Source organism: Roseicyclus salinarum (genome assembly GCF_029624655.1).
Classification (GTDB): domain Bacteria; phylum Pseudomonadota; class Alphaproteobacteria; order Rhodobacterales; family Rhodobacteraceae; genus Roseibacterium; species Roseibacterium salinarum.
This window is the reverse complement of record NZ_JARRSA010000026.1, coordinates 12,909-36,836: the sequence shown is the minus strand read 5'-3', so window position 1 is coordinate 36,836 and position 23,928 is coordinate 12,909. Positions and strand designations below refer to the sequence as shown.

Genomic DNA, 23,928 nt, shown 5'->3' with positions numbered 1-23,928 from the left:
TCTCAGCTCCGATCCGGGAAGGAAAACCGCGCCACGATCCGGCGCGACCAGGCCGGCGTCAGGCCGTTCTCGACGACGCCGTGGCCCGAATATGCGTGAATGAAGCGGCCGCCCGCCCCGAGGCCGGTCTGCAGGCCGAGATGCTTGGCGACGCCGTGGGCGCGCATCCGGAACAGGATTACGTCGCCCTCCGCTTCGTCGCCTGGCGCGCGCGGTGTCAGGTGTCGCTCCGCCGCCGCCCACAGCCGTTCTTCGCCCGTCGCCTCGGACCAGTCGGCCGTGTAGGCGGGCGGCGTCTCGGGCAGCGCGCCCAGCACCTCGTTCCAGACGCCCAGAACCAGCCCCAGGCAGTCGCACCCCGCGCCGCGCCGCCGCGCCTGGTGGACGTAGGGCGTGCCGATCCAGCCCCGCGCCGCCGCGACGATGTCGGCGCGCGCCGCCCTCACCGCCGGCTCCCGCCGGTACGCACGGAAAGCCGCGTGGGGTGGGCAAGCATCCAGTCCTCGCCGGGTATGTCGGGAAAGCCCCGGAAATTGAGGATGTTGGAGAACTTGAGCCGGCAGGTCTCCATGCGCTTGTCGCAGCCCGCGACAAGCTTCAGCCTGTCGCCCGGCGCAACCTCGGCGCGCAGGCTGTCCCATAGCTCGACGCGCCGCGCGCCGCCGGTCTCGGGACGGTCGCGCTTGATCGCGCCCGAAAGTCCCGCCGCGGCGCCGTCGAGAACGCTCACGACGCCGCGCTCGAACCATCGCGCCTCGAAGCCGCCCGCTTGCGCGAACGTGAAGACCCGCGCGCCCTCCGCTGACGCCACGGGCAGTTCCACGCTGTATCCCGGCGTCGCGAGGTCGAAGCCGCAGTCCGCGTCGCCAAGGACCGCCGGACACGATTTCTGATGGACCCGGCCGCGCGCCACGTTCAACGCCTCGGCCAGCCCGCGCAACTCGACCGTGAAGGCGCCGTTCGCGCGGCTCACCTCGCCGAGCGTTCCGCGGAACTGGATCACCCGGTTCGCCGGGTCCGCCCACTGCACGGACCATGCCTCGATCGCCGCCCCGTCGAAACGGCCGGCGGCGATGTCGGCCTCGGTGACGGCGGCGTCGGACAGCGCGCCCACCGCCTCGGTGTTGTCGACCGCAAGCCCCGTCGACTGGCTGAGCGAAGCCGCGCTCAGGCCCGTGCCCGCGCGGAACGTGACCCCGTCGAAGACGAGGTCGCGGTCATGATCGGTGAAGCCGTAGGTCCGGCCGTCGCGCCGCGTCAGCTTCCAGCAGCGCGCGATGCCGGTGACGCCGGTGGCAAGGTGCGCGTCCAGCCCCTCGACGCTCATATCCGAATCTCCACCACTGGCACGTCCGGCACTTCGCCCGCCTGGAAACTGGCGACCGAGGCCCGCACCCCGTCGGTGTCAAAGCGCACCGGTACGTCGAATTCGAAGCCGGCCGTCACCTCCTCGCCCGGTGCCGGGGGATCGGCGAAGGTGATTTGCCCGGTCGTCGCGTCGAGCTCGAAATGGACGCCCGCCACGAGTTCGTCGGCGCCGACGCCCGCCAGCACGCTTCCCGCCACGGGTTTCGCGATGGGGCGCGCATAGGCGAAGGCGCCCGCCTCGTAGGTCTTGCACAACGCGAAGCTGCGCGTCTCGCCGTCGCCGGTGCCTATACGCTGGTCACGGAACGCCGGAAGCGCCGAGGGCGCGCAGCTCTTGTAGTCCGCCCAATCCTTCCAGCGGAACCCGTGCAGCATCCCGCGCCGCGCCTCGAAGAAGGCGACCAGCGTCGCGACATCGTCGAGCGAGCGCATCCCGGCGCCCGCATCGTAGCGGCGGCGGGAATGGGCCCAGGGAGTGTTGCGCTCCTCGAACCCGTTCGACAGCGTGACGACCTCGGTACGCCGCTCCGGCCCGCCCACCGAGCCGAGGCTCAGGTCGGCGGGGAAACGGATGTCGTGGAAGCTCATGGGCCTCTCCTCAACGGTTGCGCTGGCCGCACGCGAGGGCGCGACCCATCTCGGCCGCGATCTGGCCGTGGCTGCGGCGGAAGCCCTGCACGTCGGGCGTTGTGATGTTCATCGTGACGCTGACCGGCGCGGACCCGCCGCCGGCCTCGATGCCCAGCCGCCCGTCCGCGCCGCGGCGCAAGGGCAGGATCGCCTCAGGGCCCGCCTCGCCCATAAGGCCGGTGCCGCCCCGCATCGGAAAGGCCGTCGGACCACGAACGAGGCCGCCGCGCGCGAACGGGGTGACGCGCCCCTGCGAGATCGCACCCCCCTTCTGGAACGGCAGAAGCCCCGACATCAGGCTGCTCATATCCCCCGCAAGCGCGCCCCCGAGTGCTGTCTGCACGGGCTTCATGGCGGTGGTGTAGGCGGCATCGGCCATGCTCGCGGCGACACCGCGCAGCGCGTCCGACAGGCGCATTCCGTCGAATACCACCCCGTCGAAGGCCCGTCTGAGACCAGCGCCCACGGACCTGCCCATCGCGCCGGCCTCACGGTTGGTGTGAAGCATCGCACCCTGAAGCGACCGCAGCTCGGACTGGAAGGCCGACGTCATCGAGGCGGCCCCGGCAAGCGTCGTCTCCAACTCGCCCAGCCCGCCCTCGAGGCGGTCCAGTTCGTCATCCGTCATTGCCATTCGGTGTCTCCCTCGGAAGATGCGGCGGTCGTTTCGGGGAACCGCGCGGACAAGGCCTCGAAGGCGTCGCGCCGCATTGGCCCGCCCGCGCCCGCCTCGCCCAGCATGAGCAGAAACTCGGTCGGGCCGAGGCGCCAGAACTCCGCCGGCGAAAGCCCCAGGCCCTGAAGCCCCGCGCGCATCAGGGCCGCCCAGTCGAAGCCTCCGGGCCCGTTCATTGGGGCATCCTGAACGCCAGGGCGAGCAGCCGCGCCGCGATCCTTGCGGCCTCGATAACCCCGCCCTCGATCTCGGCCGTCAACAGCTCGCCGATATCGCCCTCCCAACCGCCGCCACGCAGCCCCGCGTGAACGAGCGCCAGCACGTCACCCGCCTTCGGCGCGCCGTCCTCGAACCGTGCGACCAGATCGGCGAGGCTTCCCGCCCCCAGCCGCGCCTCGAGTTCCGCGAGCGCACCCAGCGTCAGTTTCGCCACACGCCGCTCGCCGTTCACGCTCAAGGCGACCTCGCCCGCCCAGGGGTTGGCCATGGCTCAGATCGCCGTGAAGGTCAGCGCGCCCGCCGACGCCATCGACATCTCGTATGTCGCTTCGCCGTCATGCGTGCCTGCGTATTCTATCGCGGTGATCTGGAACGGCCCCTCCACGATGCCGAAATCCGGGATCACGACCTGGAAATCGGGCGTGTCGCCCCCCCAGAAGATCGCCCGCGCCCGTTCGTCCGTGGCCGCGTCGCGGAAGATGCCCGATCCCGAGATCGCAGCCGACTTCACGCCCGCGCCCTTCAGAAGCTCTCGCCATCCCCCCGCCGACGACAGGCTGGTGACGTCCACGGTCTCGGCATTGAACGAGATCCGCGTGGCGCGAAGCCCCGCTGCGGTCTCGAACAGGCCGGTTCCGTCCATGTCGACCTTGACCAACAGGTCCTTTCCGCTCTGAGCAGCCATATCATTCTCCCATCATCTCATGGTTTTGTGGGGTATAGTTCAAGCATTTCCGAGGTCGATCGCCGCACGGAACCACAGCTCGATCTGCCTCGTGTCGCCCTTGCGACGCGCCTGCGCCCGCCGGAAATCGAGGCGCACGATCCGACCCCGTGACAGCGGCGGCGCCGACCCGTCCAGCGCATCGGACACCGCCACGGCAAGCGCCTTGGCCGCACCGAAGCCCGCGCCGTCCGAGACGACGAGCACCGAGAAGTCGTGCACCGCGCCGTCGCCTGTCTTGTCCGCCCCGTGGCGCGCGCGTTCGGGCCCGAGGCTCAGGTAGAGGCTCGGCACGGCGCCGGGCGGGATGGCGTCGTAGATCGCGCCCCCCGAAAGCGCCGAGACCGACGCATCGGCCGCGAGCGCGGCAAAGATCGCCTCCTGCAAGGATGCCGAGGATCCGTAGCTCATGCGCCCGTCTCCTCGGTCGCGAAACACGCAAGCGTCCGCCCCGTCGCATCCGCCTCCGTCACGGCCTCGATCCGGTAAAGCCTTTGCCCATCGCGGAAACGCATCGCCGCCGTCGGGCGCGAGGGCGCGCCCTGCGGCGCTGAGCGCACGGTGATCTTGAGGTTCAGGCGCGACCGCGCCGCGTCGACCTCCCTACCCGCGCCGCGCGGCACGACCTCGGCCCAGACCGAACCGCGCACCGTCCAGGTCTCGGCATAGCCGCCCGCGCCATCGGGCACGCGCTCGGGCGCCTCGAGCACGAGACGCCGCGTCAGTCGCGGCGCGCTCATCGTCCCGCCCCGCGCAGCCTCAGCACCCGGAAGGGCTCCAGCAGAACCGAGACGGAGGCGGGCCAGCCCCTGTCCGCCTCGGCGTTCTGACCGAAGAACTCGGCTGCCAGAAGCACCACGGCCTGCCGCAGGTCCGGTGGCAGCCCCGCCCAATCCTCGGAAAATCCGGCATGAAACCGGATCTCTGCTGCACTCCCGGGCGGCAGGACCGGCAGGCGGCCGGAGCGCGCGACGAGTGCGGGCCGGTGCGCGTCCGCGTCCAGATCGTAGGCCTCCGGCGCCACCAAGGTCTCCTCGCCGGTGCGCGAAATGATCTTGAAGGTTTCGACCGAGACCACGGGCGCGACCGACAGCGGGTGGCTGTCCTGCGCGGCCCAATTGGCGGCCGAAAGCGAGAACTGCCGCCGGAAGAGCGCCTTGGCCAGGCGCGTCTCGATCGCCGCCAGCGCCGAGCGGAGGCAGCCCTCGAGATGCGTGTCCAGCGCGGCGTCATCGGCGAAGCCACGCGAGAGGCGAAGGTGGCCCGCCAGGTCCTCAACCGGCAAGGCCGCGCCCGGAACGGGCGCGATTTCTGTCAACATGGGAAAGATCATCTCCGCGGCTCACGCGCAAAAGATATCGGAATGCCAATGGCTTCCCGCGCGTCGTTCAGAAGGCTTGGAAAACGTCGGCGACGCCGCACCGCCTGCTCGTGCGGTGAAACGCGCAGCTGGATCGCGACCCGGCGCCGCCGCCCGCCCCGGCGAATGCACGCCGAGGCGGGGTCCGGATCGAGCCGCTTACGAAGCGGCGAACTTCATCAGCTTGACGGCCGCGAAATCCGTCACGTCGCCGCCGACACGCTTCGTCGCGTAGAACAGGACGTGCGGCTTGGCCGAGAACGGATCGCGCAGCACGCGAAGGTCGGGCCGCTCGGCGATCGTGTAGCCTGCGCCGAAGTCGCCGAAGGCGATCGCCATTGCGCCGGCCGCGATGTCCGGCATGTCCTCGGCCACCAGAACCGGGTAGCCCATCAGGCGCGCGGGCTCCCCCTGCGAGAGGCCGTCCGACCACAGGAACCGGCCATCGGCATCCTTCATCTTGCGCACCGCCCCGGCCGTCTTGGAATTCATCAGGAACGTCGCGTTCGCGCGATAGCGGGCGCCAAGCGCATAGACGAGGTCCACGATGCTGTCCGAGGGGTTTGTCGCGTCGAAATCGCCCGCCGTGCCGGTGGCGACGTAGCCCAGGCTGCCCCACGCCCAGCTTGCGTTCGCGACGGTCGGATGGGTCAGCAGCCCCTTGGGCTTGCCGGCGCCGTCGCCGTTGAGAAACGCATCGGCCTCGGCGCGGGCGAACTTGTCGGCGATGCGGCCCGCCAGCCAGCCCTCGATGTCGAAGGCCGCGTCGTCGAGAAGCCGCTGCGACGCCTTGGGAAGCGCCGAAAGCTCGTGAAGCGGGATCGAGATCCGCTCGAGCTGCGGGGTGTCGGTCTCCGAGGCGGGCGCGATCTCGTCCGCCCAGCCGGCGCCCGCCTCGGTGGAGTCGATGAGGACATCGAAGGACGTGGCCTCGACGGACACGATATTGGCCACCGACCGCAGGCTCGAGGCCGAGCGAAGGACGGACTGTATCGTTTCGGCCGTCTGCGGATCGACGAGATAGCCGCCCTCGGCGTTGACCGCGGAATTCATCGCCTTGCCCTCGACCTCGAGGCCGCGCAGCGCGTCGTCATCGCCGTAACGAAGATAGGCGGTCATCGCCTTCCTGTGCGGCGCGGTCCGTTCCGCCTCGGCGCTCAGCGCCGGACGGGCATGGGTCATGGTCCTCGTGGTCAGCATGGCAATCCGCTCTTCCTGTTTCTGGAGCTTCACATTCATGTCGTCTTGGAGCTTGTTGAACTCGTTGAGAAAACCGTCGATTGCGGCCTTCGTCTTAGAGATCAGGGGCGCCGAAGGGCCCGCCGGGTCGGTCTCGGTCATCGCAACACCTCTGCTTGCGGTTGGGTCAGCGGGCGGAACGCGCCGCCAGTCTGCGTCGGGCGTCGTGAAACGCCGCCGCCAGGTCCTGCAGGTCGTCCTGCTTGGCCGTCTCGGGCCGCGTCGGGGCGAGCCGCGCTTCGGGGAGCATCGGAAAGGTCACCAGCGACACTTCCCACAGGTCCACCTCCGTCAGGAGCCTTTGCCCCTTGTCGTTCCTGTGTGCCCGCACCGTGCGGTAGCCGATGCTGAGCCCATCGATCGCGCCCGCCTCGATCAGGGCCGCTGCCTCTCGGGCGCGGGCCACGCCGTCGAGAAGCCGCCCCTTCACGAACAGCCCGGCCGCGTCCTCGCGGACCTCGTCCCAGATGCCGATTGGCTCCCGCGGGTCGTGCTGCCACAGCATCTTCACGCCGCGTCCACCCCTTAGGCTGCTGGCGTATGCGCCGCGCTCCACGATGTCGCCGCCCTGGTCGACCGCCCCGAATAGCGAAGCGTAGCCCGTTATCTCGCGTCTCTCCGTCACGGTCAGCTTCGCCTCCGCGCGGCAGAACTTGGTTTCCAGCCCGCTGTCGAAAAATGTCTTCACGTCAGTCTCCTAAAGGCCTGCGTTGAGGTCGAGGATCTGGCCCACGGCTTCGGTTAGGATCACGGCGACGACGCCGAATACCGCCAGCCAAAGGCGGCGCTCCAACCTTTCGAGCGCCGCCTCCATCGCCCCGAGCCGGTAGCTGAGCGCCTGCCAGCGCTCCTCCAGGACGCGCTCGTTGGCGTCGATCCGGGCATTGGCCGCGTCGAACGGGGCATAGAGATAGCGGGAGCCGCCGATGTCGCGCCGGACCGTCATGCGCCTTCGGGCCGGTCCGGCAGGCCCAGAAGCCGTCGCTTCTCGCCCTCGGTCAGGAAATCGGCCTCCCCGATGCGTCGCCATTGCGCCTCGCGTTCCGCCGAAAGTGCGGGCACCTGATCGAGGTCGGGGCGCAGCTCCACCGGGTCGCCCCCAATCCCCGACAGCCAGTGCGACAGCGCGGCCAGCACCTTCTGTGCGAGCGGCAGGATTGTCAGACGGTAGAAGGCGCGATTGGCCTCGGCGTAGTTCGCGTAGGTCGCGTCGCCGGGAATGCCGAGCAGCATCGGCGGCACGCCGAAGGCGAGCGCGATGTCGCGCGCGGCGGCCTCCTTGGTCTTCTGGAACTCCATGTCGGACGGGCTGAACCCCATCGGCTTCCAGTCGAGCCCGCCCTCCAGCAGCATCGGCCGGCCGGCGTTGCGTGCGCCCTGATGATGGCTTTCCAGCTCCATCTGGAGGCGTTCGAACTGGTCCTGACCCATCGTCCCCGTGCCGTCCGCGCCGCGGTAGACGATAGCGCCAGAAGGCCGCGCCGCGTTGTCGAGGAGGGCCTTGGACCAGCGGGCGGCCGCGTTGTGCACGTCGATCGCGGTGGCGGCCGCCTGCAGCGGGGCGAGGCCGTAGTGGTCGTCGAGGGGGTGCACGGACCTCACATGACAGACATGCCCGGGCTCGAAGCGGTGCGTCTTCGCACCGACGGCGTAATCGTAGCCCAGCGGCCAGCCATCGGCGCCGGGCACGACGCTCATCCGGTCCGACCGCAGCACGTGAAGCTCCAATGGCCAGCCGTCCGCGCCCGGCACGGCCTCGACATAGGCGTTGCCCGACAGAAGCAGCTGCGCGAAGGCCGCCTCCATGAGGTCGGCCCGCCCCTGCGCCGCGTTCGGGCGCGAGATCAGGCTCAGCGCGGGATGGCTGTCGTAGCGCCTCGCGGCGTCCTGGCAGACGATGGGCAGGGCGGCGGCAGCCTCGGCGATCATCTTGACCGCGCGGTAGCCGACGGGATTGCCGATGAACCCGTTCCGCGTGAGCGAGACGGTGTCCCGCGGCGTCCACGCCACGCGGCCCGCGCTGCCCCAGACCGCCACGCGAGCGCCGGCCGAGGCCTTCGCCACGGGCGCCGCCAGTCTGGTTTTTCGCAAGAAAGCCATCACCATGCGCGCGTCTCCTCAAGCAGTGAAAAAGACCCGTCCCGACGGATCGGGAACGGGCCGGGCGCGCCTGCGCCACGTCGAATGTCCTAAAGTCCGCGGATGCCGGGCCTGAGGCGCCGGGCTGCCGGCGCGATCATCCCGTCCGTCAGCGCCCAGACCAGCGCATCGACCCGGTCGGGACTGCCCTGGCCGTCGTAGCCGCGGATCGTCATCTGGCACATCTCGTCCTCCAGATGCGCCAGCGTTCCGAGGTGCGCCACGCGCCCCTGTTCATAGAGCGCGGCCACGGGTTCGGCCCGCGCCGCCTTTCCGCGGCTGGCCCGCACCGCACGGTAGCTCACCATCGGGTCGACCTGCCGCATGATCGTCTCCACCAGGTCGCCACCCTGGTTGACCTCGGCCACCATGCGCTCCGCGCGATGGCGGTGGTAGGCCGCCGCCGCCGCCTCGGCCCAGCGCGTCGGGCTGGCGGCCTTCAGGCTGCAATCCTCGATGACGACGGCGCGCCAGTCTGCCACCGGGCCCTCCGTCACCACGCCCACGACGATGATCCCGCAGGCGTCCGAGCCCTCGTGACCCGTCACCGGCGGATCGACCGCGACGATGACCCGGACCCCGTGAGGCACCTCGCTCACGCGGGCCGCGTCGATCGCCGCGCGGGTCCACAGCGCGTCCTCGACATCGCCCAGCATCTCGCCGTCGATTTCCTGCCGCCCCAGCCGCGTGTTGCCGTAGCGCGCGCGGATCTCCTCGATGAAGCTCGCTGCGAGGAAGGCCCTGTTCGCCTCCGTGCAGGCATGGGTCTTCACCGTGCTGTCACGGCCCAGAAGATCGCGAAGCACGGCCGCATTGCGCGGCGTCGTGGTGACGACGGCCCGCGGACGGCGTCCCAGCCTCAATCCGAATTGCAGCATGTCCCACGCCGCCTGCCCCTTGGGCCACTTTGCAAGCTCGTCCGCCCATGCGAGGTCGAATTGCGGCCCCCGCAATGCCTCGGGGTCATGCGCCGAGAACACCCGCGCCTCGGCCCCGTTCGGCCATACCAGAAGCCGCTCGCCCGCGACCCAGCGCGGCCGCCGGTCGGGCGGCGAACAGGCCAGAAGACCGCTCTCGCCCTTGACCATCACCGCAAGCGCCTGGTCGTAGGTTTCCGCCACCAGCGCCACGCGCCGCGCCCGGCCGGGCGCCTCCGGGCCGGCACCCTCGACATGGGCGCGGACCCATTCCGCGCCGGCGCGCGTCTTGCCCGCGCCGCGCCCGCCCAGCACCACCCAAGTGTGCCAATCGCCCTCGGGCGGCCACTGGTGCGGCAAGGCCCAGAACTCGAACAGCCATGCCAGCGCCGCGGTCGCGTTGGCCGAGAGGCCGTCAAGGAACGCTCCCTCCTCCTCCGGCGTCGCGGAGGCAAGCCAGTCGCATGGCAATCTCGTCCCGCGCCGCATCGAGGTCGAGCTTGCCGCCGCCGTCTGTCCCGAAATGCCTGCTTCCTGCGACACGCGCCTTCTCCTGCAACTCAAGGGCGAGCATCAGCGCCCCGTTCATGGCCCTGACGTCCTTGACGACCTCGCGTTCGCCCGTCTCGGGCATCGACTTGAGCGTTCGGACCGCCGATTGCAGCGCCTCGACGGTGGTCTCGAAGACCTCCTGCGCCCGGGCGACCAGCATCTCCGCCCGCTCGAGGGTCAGCTCAAGGTCGTCCACGTCCCACGCAGCCTGCGGCGCGGGCGAATGGCGTTCATCGATCATCAGAAAATCCCCGTGTCCGAAAATCCGTTTCCCGGGCACGAGCAACGCAAGAAAAAACGGCCCTCGGGGGGTATCCCCGGGACCGTTCACCCACGTCATCCAGCTTGCACAAATAGGTGCCACGGACCGCGCGGAAGGTCAATAAGTTTTTTACTTTCAAATAGTTAACGCAAGAGTCACAGGTTCATCTTTCGTCAACCATCAGACGACGCCCTTCCGTCAGCCTTGAGCGTACGCGATCGACCCGCCGTGGGCGGCGAGCACATCCTGGTCAGTTGCCCGAGGCCGCGCGCTCGGCCTCGATCTCGCGCCAGCGAGCGACATTTCTGTTATGTTCCTCAAGCGTTTGCGCGAAGGCATGTCCACCCGTCCCGTCCGCGACGAAGAACACGTATTCGGTCTCGTCGGGGTTCAGCGCCGCCTCGATCGCGGCCCGACCGGGGTTCGCGATCGGCGTGGGCGGAAGCCCGTCGATGACGTAGGTGTTCCACGGATTCTCGTCGCGCAGCTCCGACTGGCGTATGCCGCGACCCAGTACGCCGCGCCCGTTCGTCACCCCGTAGATCACCGTTGGGTCCGTCTGAAGCCGCATTCCCCGGTTCAGGCGATTCACGAAGACGCTGGCGACCTGCTCCCGCTCGTCTGGCACGCTCGTCTCCTTCTCGATGATCGAGGCGAGGATCAGGGCCTCCTCGGGCGAGGCGAGGGGCAGGCCGTCCTCGCGGTCCTCCCAGGCCTCGGCGAGGATCGTCTCCTGCGCGAGCCGCATCCGCTCCAGCAGGTCGTTCCGGTCGTCACCGCGCCGCACCTCGTAGGTGTCGGGCGCCAGCATTCCCTCCGCCGGAATGTCGGCCACCTCTCCCTGGAGGAAATCCGCCTGGTTCAGGCCCTGCACGATCTGCCAGCTGGTCAGGCCTTCGGGAATCGACACGCGGTAGACGGTTATCTGGTCGCTTTCCACCAGCTCGCGGTAGACATCCGGCACCCCGTCCTCGTAGGCGAAGGTCTCAAGCTCGACGATCTCGCCGGTGCCCGGAATGCGTTCGCGCAAGCGCAACTCGCCCGTGCCCTCGATGCGCAGCACATAGGTTGCGGCATAGCGGAAGCTCGACGGGCCGCCCGCCGTCACGATCTCCAGTACGGTTTCCATCGAGGCGCGCGCCGGGATCTCGTAGGAGCCGAAGCGCAGGTCGCCCGAGCGATCGGCGTATTCCGTGCCAAGCCGGAACAGCATCGCCGACGAGACGGCGCCCGCCTCGGCGAGATCCTCGGACACGGCGCGCAACGATGCGCCGCGCGGAACTTCGAAGAAGATCGCTTCCTCCAGAGGCCCCTCCGAACTCCACTGCCGCTGGCCCCAGCCGATGGCGACGGCAAGGGCGATCGCGATGACGATCAGGAAGCTCAGGCCGTTGGCAGCGACGTGTTTCCACATGGGCCTAGACGCGCCCCATGATCAGGCAGGCATTGGTGCCCCCGAAGCCGAACGAATTCGACTGGACGATGTTGATCTCGCCCTTCTGCGCGGCGTTGGCGCAAAGGTTGATCGCCGTCTCGGCGGCCGGGTTGTCGAGGTTTATCGTCGGCGGCGCGATCTGGTCGCGGATCGCGAGGATCGAGAAGATCGCCTCGATCGCGCCCGCGGCGCCCAGAAGATGTCCCGTCATCGACTTGGTCGAGGACATCATCAGCTTGCCCGCATGATCGCCCATCAGCCGCTCCACCGCGCCCAGTTCGATCGTGTCGGCCATGGTCGAGGTGCCATGCGCGTTGACGTAGTCGATATCGGACGGCTGCAGGCCCGCGCGCTTGAGCGCGGCGCGCATCGCGCGTTCCGCGCCCTCGTGGTCGGGCGGCGGGGCGGTGATGTGGTAGGCGTCGCCCGACAGGCCGTAGCCGAGGATCTCGGCGTAGATCGTCGCGCCGCGCGCCTTGGCATGCTCGTATTCCTCGAGCACCACCATGCCCGCGCCCTCGCCCATGACGAAGCCGTCGCTGTCGCTGTCCCAAGGGCGCGACGCCTTCTCGGGCTCGCTTCCGCGCTTCGTGGACAGGGCCTTGCAGGCATTGAACCCGGCGATGCCGATCTCGCAGATCGGGCTTTCCGCGCCGCCCGCGACCATCACGTCGGCGTCGTCCAGCATGATCAGCCGCGCCGCGTCGCCAATGGCGTGCGCGCCGGTCGAACAGGCGGTGACGACCGCGTGGTTCGGCCCGCGAAACCCGTAGCGGATCGAGACCTGGCCCGATATCAGGTTGATCAGCGCGCCGGGCACGAAGAACGGGGACACGCGCCGCGGCCCCTTTTCCTTCAACGTGATCGAGGTCTCGGCGATTGACTGAAGCCCGCCGATGCCCGACCCGATCAGGCATCCGGTGCGCTCCTGGCCCTCGCTGTCGGTGGGCGCCCAGCCGGAATCCCGGATCGCCTGGTCGGCGGCCGCGACGCCGTAGAGGATGAACTCGTCGACCTTGCGCTGCTCCTTGGGCTCCATCCAGTCGTCGGGGTTGAAGGTCCCGTCGCTGCCGTCGCCCCGCTTCACCTCGCAGGCGTAGCTCGTCGCCAGGTGGCTCGCGTCGAAGCGCGTGATCGGCCCTGCGCCGGATTGCCCGGCCAGGAGACGCTTCCAAGTCTCTTCGACGCCCGTCGCCAGGGGCGTCACCAGCCCCAGACCCGTCACCACAACTCGACGCATTCCCGCTGCCCCTTCTTCCGGCCCCGTTTTGGTCGCGACGTGATACCTTGGGTCGCTGCCGGCGCGCAATCCCCGCTGGCCCCGTGGGGCTTTCCGGCCGCGAAATCGCCCATGGCCCGGGGCGGGAAACGAAAACGGCGCCCGATGGGGCGCCGTCTGACGATCGTGGTGGATGCCGCTTACTGGGCTTCCTTGATGAACTTGACCGCGTCGCCGAAGGTCTGGATGGTTTCGGCCGCGTCATCGGGGATTTCGATGCCGAACTCTTCCTCGAAGGCCATGACCAGTTCGACCGTGTCCAGCGAGTCGGCGCCGAGGTCGTCGATGAACGAAGCGTTCTCCGTCACCTTGTCCTCTTCCACGCTCAGGTGCTCGACCACGATCTTCTTCACGCGCTCTGCGATGTCGCTCATCTTGTTTCCTCGTCTCTTGATGCGCCGCCTGTAGCTGCCGCGCCGGTTTGATCTTTGCCTGTCCGGCCACTCACACGCGCCCAGATGGGCGACCCGGCAGGCGCAAGCCCCCCGGCAATCTGCGCCGCCTATAGCATAGCTGTTCGCGAAGGCAATGGCCGCGCGACGCCAAAGGCGGCAAGCATCACAGCATGGCCATACCGCCGTTCACATGAAGGGTGGCTCCCGTCATGTAGCCGGCCTCGGCGCTGGCGAGGAACACGACCGATGCCGCGATCTCCTCGGTGGCCCCCATCCGGCCGGCGGGAATCTGCGCCAGGATCCGGCCCTTCTGCTCGTCGTTGAGCTTGTCCGTCATCGCCGTCTCGATGAAACCGGGCGCGACGCAGTTCACCGTGATCCCTCGGCTCGCCACCTCGTAGGCCAGCGATTTGGACATGCCGACCATGCCTGCCTTGGACGCGGCGTAGTTGCCCTGCCCCGGATTGCCCGTCGCGCCGACGACCGAGGAGATGTTCACGATCCGGCCCCAGCGCGCCTTCATCATCGGCCTCAGGACGCCCCGGCAGAGCCGCATGGTGGAGGTCAGGTTCACCTCCAGCACCTGCGACCATTCCTCGTCGGACATGCGCATGAAAAGATTGTCGCGCGTGATCCCGGCGTTGTTCACCAGGATATCGACCGCACCCATCGCCTCGATGGCCCGTTTCGGCAGCGCCTCGACCGCCTCGGCATCCGACAGGTCGCACGGCAGCACATGCGCGCGCTCGCCAAGCTCCGCCGCCAGGGCCTCGAGCGGCGCCTCGCGCGTCCCCGACAGCCCGACCGCCGCGCCCGACGCATGAAGCGACCGGGCGATGGACGCCCCGATCCCGCCCGATGCGCCTGTCACCAGTGCCGATTTGCCTGTCAGGTCGAACATGTCCCGTCCCTCCGATCCCGTTGCGTTTCCGCGGTCCTAGCAGGACTGGCGCGACGGCACCATCCCGGCGGCGCCCCTCAGGGCATCGTCGCCACGTCGAGCGCGGCAAGATCCGCAGGCGTCATCACGTAGGGCATCTCGCCCGGCGCCTCGAGAGTGAACCAGTAGAAGTCGTCCGATCCCAGCATCCGCCCGACATAGTCGCGGCGTTCGGAATGGGCAGGATGATCGCGCGGCAGCCGCGCCGCCGGCCCCGCGGGGGTATCCCAGCCTGTCACCGCCACCCGCCCGCCGGGGCCGATGCCGCGCGTGATGCCTGCAAGAAACAGGTAGACCGCGTCGCCCGACAACGTGGCTCCGGGCGCGACCTCGGTGGACAGGCCCGCCTGCCGGACCAGCAGCCCCTTCTGCAAGAGCGCCGTCATGTCGCTGCCTTCCGCGATGTCGCCCAGCACGAGGGTCGAAAGATCGCCGTTCTCCTCGAGGATCACGTTCAGCCGCTCCGTCGAGGCCAGCGTCAGCTGTCCCGATACGTGCAGCATGTCGCCCTCGACCGAAAAGCGCGCGGCGCTGACCGTCGAGAACCACAGAAGGCCTCCCGTGGCCGCCAGCGCGACGACGATGGCGGCCAGCCAGACGAGGCTGCGCGCCATGCCGCTCAGCCCGCCAGCGCGGCCGCCGCCGCCCGGACCTCGTCGGCGGTGCCGACCGTGCGCGTCTCGACCGACCGGTCGATGCGCCGGACCATGCCCGACAGCGCCTTGCCCGCGCCGATCTCCCAGATTTCGGTCACGCCATGCGCGGCCATCCACGCAACGCTCTCGCGCCAGCGGACACGTCCCGTCACCTGCTCGATCAGCTGCGCGCGGATCTTGTCGGGCGAGCTTTCGGCCATGGCCGTCACGTTGCCGACGAGGGGCACGGCGGGCGCGCTCAGGTCGACCTCGCCCAGCGCCTTGGCCATCGCGTCGGCGGCCGGCTGCATCAGCGCGCAATGGAACGGCGCGGAGACGGGCAAGGGAACGGCCCGTTTCGCGCCCCTCTCCTTCGCGATGTCGATGGCGCGCATGACGGCCTCACGGTGCCCCGAGACGACGACCTGCGCCGGGTCGTTGTCATTGGCCGCGGCGCAGACCTCGTCGCCCGCGGCCGCCTTCACCACGCCGAGCACGGCGTCGAAATCGAGGCCGAGGATCGCGGCCATCGCCCCCTCGCCCTGCGGCACGGCCTTCTGCATCGCCTCGCCCCGCAGCCGCAAGAGCCGGGCCGTGTCGGCAAGGCCGAACGCGCCCGCCGCGCAGAGCGCCGAGTATTCGCCCAGCGAGTGCCCCGCGACGTAGTCGGCCGCCGTGACCTCGACACCCTCGGCCTTCAGCGCCGCCATGACCGCCATGGACGTCGCCATGAGCGCGGGCTGCGCGTTGCGCGTGAGGGTCAGCTCGTCGATGTCTCCCTCCCAGATCAGCGCCGAAAGCTTCTCGCTCAGCGCCTCGTCCACGGCGTCGAAGACCGCGCGCGCCTCGGGCCAGTCGGCCGCAAGGTCGCGGCCCATGCCGATGGTCTGGGCGCCTTGCCCCGGAAATACGAATGCGAGCGTCATGAGCGCCTCCCTCGACCGACGTGTTCACCGCTGGCGGGAGTAGACCAGCAGCAGCCCCCGCGCAATCGACAACACGGGTGGCAGGCGCGCCGGCCCGCGCGAAAGCGGGACGGCGAAAGGCTCAACCGGTAGGGGCCGGGATCACGCGGCGCACGGCCAGCCGGCGCCTCCGCCGGACCTGCCTTCAGTTGTTGCGGCCGCGGGGCATCTCGTCGTCGTAGTCGGGATCCTCCACGCAGTTCGGCGACCGGCCGGGGTTGGACGAGTCGCAGCTGTCGTAGTTGTTGCCGTGACCGTTGTTGCCCCTGGCGGGGCGGTTCGAGGTGTCCGACACGTCGGGCGGCGTCTGGCCGCTCGCCCCCACGGGGAGGTAGTCGATCCACGCGGTCTCGAAATGGTTGTCCTGAAGCTCGCCACGGATCGTCTGCGAATGGCCGCCCAGCGCGCCGGTGGACACTTCCACGACCATGAGGCCCGTCGCGGTAAGCCCTCCAAGCAGCACCAGCCAGTCTATGGTGACCGCCGCGCCGCTCTCGTCTTCGAAAAATTCCTTCAAAAACATTCTTTCGATCCGTGCTCTGACCCCCGCCGCGCTTCTTGCCCGAAATGAGGGCGGGCGCAACGTCCCTGATGCGCTTTGGTTACGCACGGTAGATGGTCGAATTTGGGCGGACCGGGGGAATGGTCATGACCCGCTCGGGACCGGGCCGAGGCAGCCCGTGTCCTTCAGGTGGCGGCGTCCCCCTCGATGGCCTACTGGGTCGCGGACGGGATCGTGACGTTGTCGAACCAGTCGGTCTCGAAGTGTGGGTCCTGCAGCTCGCCCCGCACGGCGCCGGTGTGCCAGGACAGCGAGTCGGTGAGGATGGCGGACAACGCGATGCCGGCGCCGGTGAGGGCGGCGAGCAGCACCGTCCAGTCCACCGTCGCCACGCCCGCCTCCGACCGAAGGAACGTGGAAAATGACATGACTTTTAATCCAATACTGGCAGCAACGCGGCATGATCGAAGCAGCCGACCACACCAAGGACATGGTTGCGCCGGATTGCGGCCATATATGGGTGAAAACGTGTCGAAACCGCGGCAAGCGGCGCAAGGACGACCGAAGCCGCGGCTATTGCCATGCGCGCTTCACTTGCGTATACGCCGCGGGTCTCCGCCGGATGATTTCGCACGGCGCCATCCCTCGTGGCCGGGTTGGCGGAGAACAGGACCCCGGCCTTTGAAATGCGCCCGCAACAGAACTGGAGATGACATGCCTCTCTACGAGCATGTGTTCATTGCGCGTCAGGACCTGTCCAACACGCAAGCCGAAGGCCTGATCGAGCACTTCGGAACGATCCTTAAGGACAATGGCGGCGACGTGGTCGGCTCTGAATACTGGGGCGTCAAGACCATGGCCTACAAGATCAACAAGAACCGCAAGGGTCACTACGCCTACATGCGCACCGACGCGCCGTCCGATGCGGTGCAGGAGATGGAGCGCCTGATGCGCCTCCACGACGACGTGATGCGCGTGCTGACCGTCAAGGTCGAGGGCCACGACGAAGGCCCGTCGATCCAGATGCAGAAGCGCGACGAGCGTGACCGCGGCGATCGCCGCGAGCGCCGCTGAGGAAAGGACCCAGATCATGGCAGCCAAACCGTTTTTCCGCCGCCGGAAGACCGATCCCTTCGAGGGCGAGAACGCCCCCAAGATCGACTACAAGGACACCCGGCTCCTGCAGCGCTACATTTCCGAGCGCGGCAAGATCGTTCCCTCGCGCATTACCGCGGTCGGCGCGAAGAACCAGCGCAAGCTCGCCCAGGCGATCAAGCGCGCGCGGTTCCTCGCCCTCCTGCCCTACAGCGTGAAGTAAGGAGACCCACACCATGGAAGTGATCCTTCTGGAACGCGTCGCCAAGCTGGGCCAGATGGGCGAGGTCGTCTCCGTCAAGGACGGCTACGCCCGCAACTACCTTCTGCCCCAGAAGAAGGCCCTGCGCGCCAACGACGTCAATCTCAAGGCTTTCGAGGCGCAGAAGGCGCAGCTCGAGGCCCAGAACCTCGAGACCAAGAAAGAGGCCGACGCCATGGCCTCGAAGCTCGAGGGCCAGCAGTTCGTCGTGATCCGCTCCGCATCTGACGCCGGAGCCCTCTACGGCTCGGTGACCACGCGCGACGTTGCGGATGCCGCGACCGAGGCGGGCTTCACCGTCGACCGCAGGCAGATCGCCCTGTCGCGTCCGATCAAGGAGCTGGGCCTGCACGACGTCCACGTGGTCCTCCACCCCGAGGTCGAGGTCGTGATCGTCCTGAACGTCGCCCGCTCGCCCGAAGAGGCCGAGCTTCAGGCGTCGGGCAAGTCGATCCAGGAGCTTGCGGCCGAGGAAGAGGCCGCGGCCGAGTTCGAGATCGCCGAACTGTTCGACGACATCGGCGCGGCGCAGCTCGACGATGACGAGGGCGATGCCGAGCAGCGCGGCGACGCGTCCGCGACGCAGGAAGACGCCGATCGCGACGAGGACGAGCGTTCCTGATCCGCGGCGCACCGCATCAAGATCGAAAGGCCGCATCCCCCGATGCGGCCTTTTTTTTCGATCCGCACCGTCCCGATTTCGTGAGCAAGGGCGATCTGGCGTCCCTCGCGCCCTAGGTATCGCCAACGGATACAATAGGCCCGACAGGAGGATGACATGACCATCACGACGCGGCTTTGGCTTTGCACCCTCGCCGTCGCGGCAGCGCCTTTCCTGGGCGCCGCCCAGCCGGTCGACGACGGCGCGGAGAACGTGCCGGGCAACACGCCCGCCTTCCCCGAACAGACCGAAGCCCCGGCCGAGGACAGTGCCATCGCACTTCAGGAGGTCGTGGTCGCGGGCGGCCTCGTCCACCCGTGGGCGGTGGCGGTGCTGCCGGGGGACGCGGGCTATCTCGTGACCGAGCGGCCCGGACGCCTGCGCCACGTTGCGCGCGACGGCACGGTCTCGCCGCCCATCACGGGCGTGCCCGAGGTCCTGAGCGAGAGGCAGGGCGGGCTTCTGGACGTGGCCCTCGCGCCCGATTTCGCAGCAAGCCGCGTGATCTACCTGACCTACGCCAAGCCCGTCGGAAACGGCCTGTCGGCCACCGCCGCCGCGCGGGCCGTCCTGTCGGCAGACCATTCCGCGCTGACCGGGCTTCGGGACATATTCGTGCAACGTCCAGCCTCGCCCACGCCCATGCACTACGGCAGCCGGGTCGTGCCCTCGGCCGACGCCGTCTTCGTCACCACGGGCGAGCACTTCACCCGCCGGGAGCGCGCCCTGGCGCAGGATCTCGGCGCGACCTACGGCAAGGTCGTGCGTGTCGCGCCCGACGGCTCGATCCCCGCCGACAATCCCTTCGCGGCGCGCGACGGCGTCCGGGCCGAGGTCTGGTCCTACGGGCACCGCAACATCCAGGGCGCGGCCCTTCACCCCGGCACGGGCGATCTCTGGACGATCGAACACGGGCCCGCGGGCGGGGACGAGCTGAACCGGATCGCCGCCGGCGAAAACTATGGCTGGCCGGTCGTCAGCTACGGCCGGAACTACAACGGCTCGGCGGTCGGCTCGGGCGCGGCCCGCCACGCGCCCGAATTCGCCGAACCCGTCTACTACTGGGACCCGGTGATCGCGCCGGGAGGCATGGTGTTCTACGATGGCGGAATGTTCACCGAATGGCAGGGCGACATCCTCGCCGCCGGTCTCGTCTCGGCCTCCGTCGTGCGGCTTGCGCTGCGGGACGGCCTCGTGACCGGCGAGGAACGGCTGGCCGAGGGCGTCGGGCGTGTGCGCGACGTCGCGGTGGACACCGACGGCGCCATCCTCTTCGTCACCGACTTCGAGGACGGTGCGCTCTATCGGCTCGTCCGGCAGTGACATGAAGAAACGGCCCGCCTCCGTGGGCGGGCCGTTCCACGTGATCTCGTGATGCGGCCGGAACGCGCTCCTACGGCGAATTCCAGGTCTCGAATTCGACGCTCGCCGGGCAGTTCTGGTTGCCATAGGTGCCGACCCAGACGTCTATGCGTCCGTTCAGCGCCGCCACGTTGGTGAGGTTCAGCGTGGGCATCAGGCCGCCCCCGCTGTCATCGTCGAAGTGCCACTGCCCGAAGGCGTCACGCACCAGGAGCGTGGTGTCGCAGTTGCCCGAACTCACCTCGATCTCGAGGCGGCCGTAGGACTCCATGCCGTTGAGGAACATGGTGAAGTTCGGCTGCGCGCCGACGTAGCCGCTTCCCGGAAGCCCGCACGAACTGATCGTCGCGCCACCGGTCGCGGTGGTCTGGTAGGTGTCGGGTCCATAGAGGTCGCTGCCGCTGGTATAGACCGTCATCCCCTGCATGTTGGGGTTCGGGCAGCCTCCAGCGGGTGCCGGCTGCGGCATGGGCTGGGGCATCGGCTGGGGAATGGGCTGGGCCATCGCCACGGCCTGCATGACCAGCGTCGCCTGGCAGCTTTGTCCGCCGAAGGTCCCGACCCACAGATCCAGCCGCCCGTTCATCGCCGCAGAAGGCACGGTGAGGCGCGGCTGAAGGCTGCCGGCGCTGTCGTCGTCGAAATACCAGCGCCCGTCCGAGCCATGCGCCAGAAGCGTCGTGTCGCACGAGGCCTGCACCTCCAGCGTCAGGTCGTAGCCCTGCATTCCGGTCAGGAACAGGCTGGTCTGCGGTGCCGCCGTGGCGGTGCCGCCACCCGACACGCCGGGGCAGGTATCGACCCGCGTGTCGCTCCCCATGGCGGTCAGCATGTAGGCCTGCTGCTGGAAAAGCTGCGACGAGGACAGCGAGATCGGCGGGCCGCCAACCATCGGGTTGGGACAATTGGCCGAGGCCTGCGGGACAGGCACGGGCACGGGGACCGGCTGCGGCGCGGGCGCGGGGGCCGGCACGGGAACGGGCGCCGGCACGGGCGCGGGCGCGGGGGCTTGCACGGGCGCCGGTGCGCCGATCGCCTGGTTGACGACGTTGAGAGTCGCCTGGCAGTCGCTCCCGAAGAAGGTGCCGACCCAGACGTCGATCCTGCCGTCGAGCGCCGCGGCCCCGCTCACCGTCAGCGCCGGGTCGAGCCCTTCGCTGTCGTCGTTGAAAAGCCACTGGCCGTCGGCGGTGTGAATCAGCATCGCAGGATCGCACGTGCTGTCCACGTCGAACCGGACCTCGCGCGCCGCCATGCCCGAAACTGCGAAGCTGAAATCGGGCGCGGAGCGGAACTGGCCGCTGCCGAGCCGGCCGAGGCCACAGGCGTCCAGCGTCTGCTCGCCACCGGCCATGACCGAAAGGGTCTGCATCGGATCGCCGGGGTTGAGGGGCATGCCGCCGCTTGCCATTGACGGATCGGGACAGGCCATCGCCGCCCCCCCGAGACAGGCAAATCCGACGGCCGAGACAACAAGGCTTCTCATGTTCGCGGGTCCTTTCCTTGATACTCAGCTTGGGTCACGGACAACGTAGCCACGCAGTATGACCCGGACTTGAAGGCGTATCTTCGGGGCCGCCATGGCAAAATTGAGGAACCGGGGGCGTCCGAAACTGCCTCGAGCCTAGCCGAGACGCGGGAATTTCCATAGCCAAAAGCTGCGGGTGCAATAGGAAAAGAGGGGCTTGCCCGCGCGTGGATCGGGACACCGCCGGCCGGGCCGCCTCAGCGCTGTGCCGAGCGCGCGGCCATCAGCGCCAGCGCCTGCCCAAGGGGAAGTTCCGCGACGACGTGGCCGCGCCGCGCGTCGCGCACGATCCACCGGTCGAGGCCCCCGTCGGCCACGACGACCGGCCCGGGATCGGGCGCGACGGAAATCGCGGACGATGCGACCGCCTCGGGCAGGAGCCCGCGGGGACGCGGCTCGGGGCGCGGCGAAACCGTCGCGGCCCTCCGCGTGCCCGTCTCCGGCGCGCGGTCTGCCTGGGGGGTCGCGGCGGGCGCCGCCCCGCCCGAAGGGAGGATCCACCCTGCCCCGTCGCCGGCCTCGGCCGGACGGCCCGCGCCGATCTCCCACGCCTCTCCCAGAAGCTCGATCGCGGTGCCCGGCACCGGCACCGGCCCCGTCACGGACCGCTCCCGTTCGCCCGAGGTCGTGACTGCGGCGAAGGCCGCCACCGCAGCGATCGCCGGAACGCCAAGTCTGAGCAGCATCGGATCGTCTCCCCTTGCCGCGACCCGCAGCGGGCCGCGTCCTGCATGGCGGAGTGATTGCCCGGATGTCTCCTGTTATCCAATATCAGGCGCCCGATGGCGGTCGGCGCAAAGAAAAACGGGCGGCCCCGAGGGACCGCCCGCCGTATCGCACGCCTGCGCGTGGCTTATTCTTCCTCGAGCGCGTCCACCGCAGCCTTCAGGTCGTCCTTGGAGACTTCCTTTTCCGAGACGTCGGCCATCTCGAAGACGAAATCGACGACCTTGTCCTCGAACAGCGGCGCGCGGATCTGCTGCTGCGCGGCCTGGTTCTTCTGGATGAACTCGAAGAACGCCCGCTCCTGCCCCGGATACTGGCGCGCCTGCGCCATGATCGCCTGGGACATCTCGGCGTCGGAAACCGTGATCTCGTTCTTCTGGCCGAGCTCGGCAAGCAGCAGGCCCAGCTTCACGCGGCGCCCGGCAAGTTTGCGGTGCTCGTCGGTGGGCTCGATCTGCGGGTGATCGTGGCCCTGCACGTCGGGGTTTTCCTCGTGCCAGAGCTGATGCGCGATCTGGCCCGCCTCGGCGTCCACCAGCGAGGGCGGCAGGTCGAAGTTCACCTTCTCGTCAAGCTGGTCGAGCAGCTTGCGCTTCATGACCGCGCGCGAGGCGTTGGCGTATTCCGCCTTCAGCCGCTCGCCGATCTGGCCCTTCAGAGCCTCGAGGTCCTCGGCGCCGTACTTCTTCGCCAGCTCGTCGTCGATCTCGGCCGGGACGGCCTTCTTGACGTCCTTGACGGTCACGTCGAACACCACGGCCTTTCCGGCGAGATGCTCGGCGCCGTATTCCTCGGGGAAGGTGACCTCGACCGCCTTTTCCTCGCCTTTCTTGACGCCCTTCAGCTGGTCCTCGAAGCCGGGGATGAAGCTGTTGGAGCCCAGTACGAGCGGATAGTCCTCGGCCGAGCCGCCGTCGAAGGGCTCGCCGTCGAGCTTGCCGACGAAGTCGATCACGACCTGGTCGCCATCAGCCGCCTTGCCGCCCTTCTTGGTCTCGAAGTTCTCGACGCTGCCGGCGAGGTTCTTCAGCGCCTCGTCCACATCGTCCTCGGCGGGCGTCACGGCCATGCGCTCCAGCGAAATCGACTTGTAGTCGATCTCGGGGATCTCGGGCAGCTTCTCGTAGGCCATCGCCACGACGACGTCGTCGCCTTCCTTCCAGTCCTCGTTGACCATCTTGATCTCGGGCTGCATCGCGGGGCGGTCGCCCGTCTCGTCGAGATGGCCCTGCATGGCGCCGTCGACGGCCTCCTGCATCGCCTCGCCCATCAGGCGGGGGCCGAACTGCTTCTTCAGAAGCGCCATCGGCACCTTGCCCTTGCGGAAGCCCTTCATCTCGATCTCGGGCTGGGCCTCTTCCAGCTTCCCCTTCACGCGCGCGTCGAGATCGGCGCCGGTGATGGTGATCTGGTATTCTCGCTTGAGGCCTTCGTTCAGGGTCTCGGTGATCTGCATGGGGCTCCTCACGGGCACTGTCGCCGCGGGTGTCGTTCTGCCCGCAGCGCGCTTGTCGGCTTGAAAATCAGGGGCCCTTCTAGGTGCGGCACGGCAGGCTTGCAAGCGCAAAGGGCAGTCTCCGGCAGGCGGTCCGGCGCCCCTGCCGCTTTGCGCCGGGGACGACGGGCATCGTGCCGCTAGGACGGCGCGGCCGGGATCGGGAGGCGTCGAGCCCCGGAAGCTCTGATGCGCCGCCCCGGAGCGCGGGGCACGCCAGCACTTCGGCGCTGGACAGATGGGGAGGCAGATCCCCGCAAATGGGTTGCCCTGCCCCGGCCTGTCCCGTCTTGGCCCATCACGCCCGACACGTCGCCTGCGAAGGCATGGATCGAGCGCGCCCCGCGCGCCTGACGCCGGCCCCGCTCCCGCGCGGTGCCGTTGACGATGCTGGGAATGGGATGGTCGGGTGCGCGGCGGCATGGGTTGCGCCGCATCGCATCCATGTCACCGGCCCTTCCGGGCTGGTGCGGGTGGAGGGACTTGAACCCCCACGCCTTGCGGCGCCAGAACCTAAATCTGGTGCGTCTACCGGTTCCGCCACACCCGCGAGCGCGTCGTC

The 23,928-nt window shown here is 68.9% G+C and carries 31 protein-coding genes and 1 tRNA gene; 4 read left to right on the top strand and 28 right to left on the bottom strand.

All coding sequences use genetic code 11. From position 1 onward, the window contains the following. Positions 1-2: 2 nt before the first annotated feature. The 24 genes from P6F26_RS15300 to P6F26_RS15185 form a co-directional block, all read right to left on the bottom strand. The gene (locus P6F26_RS15300; RefSeq protein WP_278029564.1) at positions 3-446 is read right to left on the bottom strand and encodes an NlpC/P60 family protein; all 444 of its coding nucleotides are present in this window, start codon (positions 444-446) and stop codon (positions 3-5) included. Further along, complete coding sequence (locus P6F26_RS15295; protein WP_278029563.1) at positions 443-1,327, bottom strand: DUF2163 domain-containing protein; 885 nt, start codon at positions 1,325-1,327, stop codon at positions 443-445. Before P6F26_RS15295 ends, P6F26_RS15300 begins: the two co-directional genes overlap by 4 nt. Continuing rightward, complete coding sequence (locus P6F26_RS15290) at positions 1,324-1,956, bottom strand: DUF2460 domain-containing protein (protein WP_278029562.1); 633 nt, start codon at positions 1,954-1,956, stop codon at positions 1,324-1,326. The genes P6F26_RS15295 and P6F26_RS15290 overlap by 4 nt, the downstream gene beginning before the upstream one ends. A 10-nt stretch (positions 1,957-1,966) precedes the next feature. Next, a complete protein-coding gene (locus P6F26_RS15285) occupies positions 1,967-2,632 on the bottom strand; it encodes a phage tail tape measure protein (protein ID WP_430736755.1) in 666 nt (221 codons plus the stop codon). Next, positions 2,623-2,850 carry a rcc01693 family protein gene (locus P6F26_RS15280; protein WP_278029561.1) on the bottom strand — a complete coding sequence of 76 codons (228 nt, stop codon included), beginning with the start codon at positions 2,848-2,850 and terminating at the stop codon, positions 2,623-2,625. Before P6F26_RS15280 ends, P6F26_RS15285 begins: the two co-directional genes overlap by 10 nt. Next, positions 2,847-3,161 carry a gene transfer agent family protein gene (locus P6F26_RS15275; protein ID WP_278029560.1) on the bottom strand — a complete coding sequence of 105 codons (315 nt, stop codon included), beginning with the start codon at positions 3,159-3,161 and terminating at the stop codon, positions 2,847-2,849. Before P6F26_RS15275 ends, P6F26_RS15280 begins: the two co-directional genes overlap by 4 nt. 3 nt (positions 3,162-3,164) lie before the next feature. Beyond that, positions 3,165-3,578, bottom strand: a complete 414-nt coding sequence (locus tag P6F26_RS15270) for a phage major tail protein, TP901-1 family (RefSeq protein WP_278029559.1) — start codon at positions 3,576-3,578, stop codon at positions 3,165-3,167. Between the two features lie 39 nt (positions 3,579-3,617). Next, the gene (locus P6F26_RS15265; RefSeq protein WP_278029558.1) at positions 3,618-4,028 is read right to left on the bottom strand and encodes a DUF3168 domain-containing protein; all 411 of its coding nucleotides are present in this window, start codon (positions 4,026-4,028) and stop codon (positions 3,618-3,620) included. Continuing rightward, positions 4,025-4,357, bottom strand: a complete 333-nt coding sequence (locus P6F26_RS15260) for a phage head closure protein (protein WP_278029557.1) — start codon at positions 4,355-4,357, stop codon at positions 4,025-4,027. Before P6F26_RS15260 ends, P6F26_RS15265 begins: the two co-directional genes overlap by 4 nt. Continuing rightward, positions 4,354-4,938 carry a head-tail connector protein gene (locus P6F26_RS15255; RefSeq protein ID WP_278029556.1) on the bottom strand — a complete coding sequence of 195 codons (585 nt, stop codon included), beginning with the start codon at positions 4,936-4,938 and terminating at the stop codon, positions 4,354-4,356. Before P6F26_RS15255 ends, P6F26_RS15260 begins: the two co-directional genes overlap by 4 nt. Before the next feature lie 198 nt (positions 4,939-5,136). After that, positions 5,137-6,318, bottom strand: a complete 1,182-nt coding sequence (locus P6F26_RS15250) for a phage major capsid protein (protein ID WP_278029555.1) — start codon at positions 6,316-6,318, stop codon at positions 5,137-5,139. Between the two features lie 25 nt (positions 6,319-6,343). Continuing rightward, a complete protein-coding gene (locus tag P6F26_RS15245) occupies positions 6,344-6,904 on the bottom strand; it encodes an HK97 family phage prohead protease (protein ID WP_278029554.1) in 561 nt (186 codons plus the stop codon). Between the two features lie 9 nt (positions 6,905-6,913). Then, complete coding sequence (locus P6F26_RS15240) at positions 6,914-7,162, bottom strand: GTA head formation protein, RCAP_rcc01685 family (protein ID WP_278029553.1); 249 nt, start codon at positions 7,160-7,162, stop codon at positions 6,914-6,916. Then, on the bottom strand, positions 7,159-8,322 hold the full coding sequence (locus P6F26_RS15235; RefSeq protein WP_278029552.1) for a phage portal protein: 1,164 nt from the start codon (positions 8,320-8,322) through the stop codon (positions 7,159-7,161). The genes P6F26_RS15240 and P6F26_RS15235 overlap by 4 nt, the downstream gene beginning before the upstream one ends. Positions 8,323-8,405: 83 nt before the next feature. Further along, a complete protein-coding gene (locus P6F26_RS15230) occupies positions 8,406-9,761 on the bottom strand; it encodes a DNA-packaging protein (protein WP_430736756.1) in 1,356 nt (451 codons plus the stop codon). Then, complete coding sequence (locus P6F26_RS15225) at positions 9,688-10,065, bottom strand: hypothetical protein (RefSeq protein ID WP_278029550.1); 378 nt, start codon at positions 10,063-10,065, stop codon at positions 9,688-9,690. Before P6F26_RS15225 ends, P6F26_RS15230 begins: the two co-directional genes overlap by 74 nt. A gap of 271 nt (positions 10,066-10,336) precedes the next feature. Further along, a complete protein-coding gene (mltG, locus tag P6F26_RS15220) occupies positions 10,337-11,500 on the bottom strand; it encodes an endolytic transglycosylase MltG (RefSeq protein WP_278029549.1) in 1,164 nt (387 codons plus the stop codon). Between the two features lie 4 nt (positions 11,501-11,504). Beyond that, complete coding sequence (gene fabF, locus P6F26_RS15215) at positions 11,505-12,761, bottom strand: beta-ketoacyl-ACP synthase II (RefSeq protein ID WP_278029548.1); 1,257 nt, start codon at positions 12,759-12,761, stop codon at positions 11,505-11,507. Between the two features lie 179 nt (positions 12,762-12,940). Then, on the bottom strand, positions 12,941-13,174 hold the full coding sequence (locus P6F26_RS15210; protein WP_109664228.1) for an acyl carrier protein: 234 nt from the start codon (positions 13,172-13,174) through the stop codon (positions 12,941-12,943). A gap of 184 nt (positions 13,175-13,358) precedes the next feature. Next, entirely contained in the window at positions 13,359-14,096 is a 738-nt protein-coding gene (fabG, locus tag P6F26_RS15205; protein ID WP_278029547.1) for a 3-oxoacyl-ACP reductase FabG, read from the bottom strand. A 77-nt stretch (positions 14,097-14,173) separates the two neighbouring features. Further along, positions 14,174-14,749: a hypothetical protein gene (locus P6F26_RS15200; RefSeq protein WP_278029546.1), complete on the bottom strand. Its 576-nt coding sequence runs from the start codon at positions 14,747-14,749 to the stop codon at positions 14,174-14,176. A 5-nt stretch (positions 14,750-14,754) separates the two neighbouring features. Then, positions 14,755-15,696 carry an ACP S-malonyltransferase gene (gene fabD, locus P6F26_RS15195; RefSeq protein ID WP_278029545.1) on the bottom strand — a complete coding sequence of 314 codons (942 nt, stop codon included), beginning with the start codon at positions 15,694-15,696 and terminating at the stop codon, positions 14,755-14,757. Between the two features lie 184 nt (positions 15,697-15,880). Beyond that, positions 15,881-16,258: a hypothetical protein gene (locus tag P6F26_RS15190; RefSeq protein ID WP_278029544.1), complete on the bottom strand. Its 378-nt coding sequence runs from the start codon at positions 16,256-16,258 to the stop codon at positions 15,881-15,883. A gap of 191 nt (positions 16,259-16,449) precedes the next feature. Continuing rightward, on the bottom strand, positions 16,450-16,665 hold the full coding sequence (locus P6F26_RS15185) for a hypothetical protein (RefSeq protein ID WP_278029543.1): 216 nt from the start codon (positions 16,663-16,665) through the stop codon (positions 16,450-16,452). Between the two features lie 286 nt (positions 16,666-16,951). Here P6F26_RS15185 and rpsF point away from each other — a divergent pair, with 286 nt between their 5' ends. From rpsF to P6F26_RS15165, 4 genes are all read left to right on the top strand, one after another. Further along, positions 16,952-17,311 carry a 30S ribosomal protein S6 gene (rpsF, locus tag P6F26_RS15180; protein ID WP_278029542.1) on the top strand — a complete coding sequence of 120 codons (360 nt, stop codon included), beginning with the start codon at positions 16,952-16,954 and terminating at the stop codon, positions 17,309-17,311. Between the two features lie 16 nt (positions 17,312-17,327). Then, on the top strand, positions 17,328-17,555 hold the full coding sequence (gene rpsR / locus P6F26_RS15175; protein ID WP_025312484.1) for a 30S ribosomal protein S18: 228 nt from the start codon (positions 17,328-17,330) through the stop codon (positions 17,553-17,555). Positions 17,556-17,568: 13 nt separating this feature from the next. After that, positions 17,569-18,216, top strand: coding sequence for a 50S ribosomal protein L9 (rplI, locus tag P6F26_RS15170; RefSeq protein WP_278029541.1), 648 nt, complete (start codon positions 17,569-17,571; stop codon positions 18,214-18,216). Between the two features lie 156 nt (positions 18,217-18,372). Beyond that, positions 18,373-19,578 (top strand): PQQ-dependent sugar dehydrogenase, encoded by a 1,206-nt coding sequence (locus tag P6F26_RS15165; RefSeq protein ID WP_278029540.1) that lies wholly within the window; start codon positions 18,373-18,375, stop codon positions 19,576-19,578. Positions 19,579-19,648: 70 nt separating this feature from the next. On the opposite strand, the gene P6F26_RS15160 is transcribed toward P6F26_RS15165, so the two are convergent. The 4 genes from P6F26_RS15160 to P6F26_RS15145 form a co-directional block, all read right to left on the bottom strand. Further along, positions 19,649-21,103, bottom strand: coding sequence for a hypothetical protein (locus tag P6F26_RS15160; RefSeq protein ID WP_278029539.1), 1,455 nt, complete (start codon positions 21,101-21,103; stop codon positions 19,649-19,651). Between the two features lie 239 nt (positions 21,104-21,342). After that, the gene (locus P6F26_RS15155) at positions 21,343-21,831 is read right to left on the bottom strand and encodes a hypothetical protein (protein WP_278029538.1); all 489 of its coding nucleotides are present in this window, start codon (positions 21,829-21,831) and stop codon (positions 21,343-21,345) included. Between the two features lie 167 nt (positions 21,832-21,998). Beyond that, complete coding sequence (gene tig, locus P6F26_RS15150) at positions 21,999-23,327, bottom strand: trigger factor (protein WP_278029537.1); 1,329 nt, start codon at positions 23,325-23,327, stop codon at positions 21,999-22,001. 504 nt (positions 23,328-23,831) lie between these two features. Further along, a tRNA-Leu gene (locus P6F26_RS15145) sits at positions 23,832-23,916 on the bottom strand. Positions 23,917-23,928: the final 12 nt, after the last annotated feature.